Annotated in this window: 1 pseudogene; it reads right to left on the bottom strand. The window is 68.9% G+C overall.

The features are described 5' to 3' along the window. A pseudogene (locus G3I78_RS49645) lies at positions 1-409 on the bottom strand (bifunctional metallophosphatase/5'-nucleotidase); the annotation flags it as partial.

Raw genomic sequence — 409 nt, 5'->3', positions numbered from 1 at the left:
TACAGGCCCGCCGCGTCCTTGATCGTCACCTGCCCGGCCGGTATCGCGGCCGTCCGGGAGAAGCACGACGCCTGCGACAGCACCGGCAGCGCCGCCCAGTCCGTACCGGCCAGCGCCCCCTTCACCGTCCCCGCCTGCACATGGCTGATCAGGTCCATGATCGCGACGTCCTTGCCCGGCCCCTCCGCCGAGGACATCGCCTGCGTGGACGTACCGATCACCTGGTTCACGTACGCCACGACCTTGCGGTGCTCGTCCGAGAGCAGCCGGGTGATCTTCGGGTCCTCGGCGGCCGTGTTGGAGTTCAGCACCTGCGCCGACACCTTCGCCACCGACCAGCAGCCCTTCGACCAGGTCAGCTCGAAGTCGAACAGCGTCAGGCGCTGCCCCCACTTCAGCGGCTCGGACA

It is taken from the genome of Streptomyces sp. SID13726 (assembly GCF_010548375.1).
Lineage (GTDB): Bacteria > Actinomycetota > Actinomycetes > Streptomycetales > Streptomycetaceae > Streptomyces.
The sequence above is the reverse complement of the archived record's forward strand: the minus strand, read 5'-3'. Positions and strand labels throughout refer to the sequence as shown.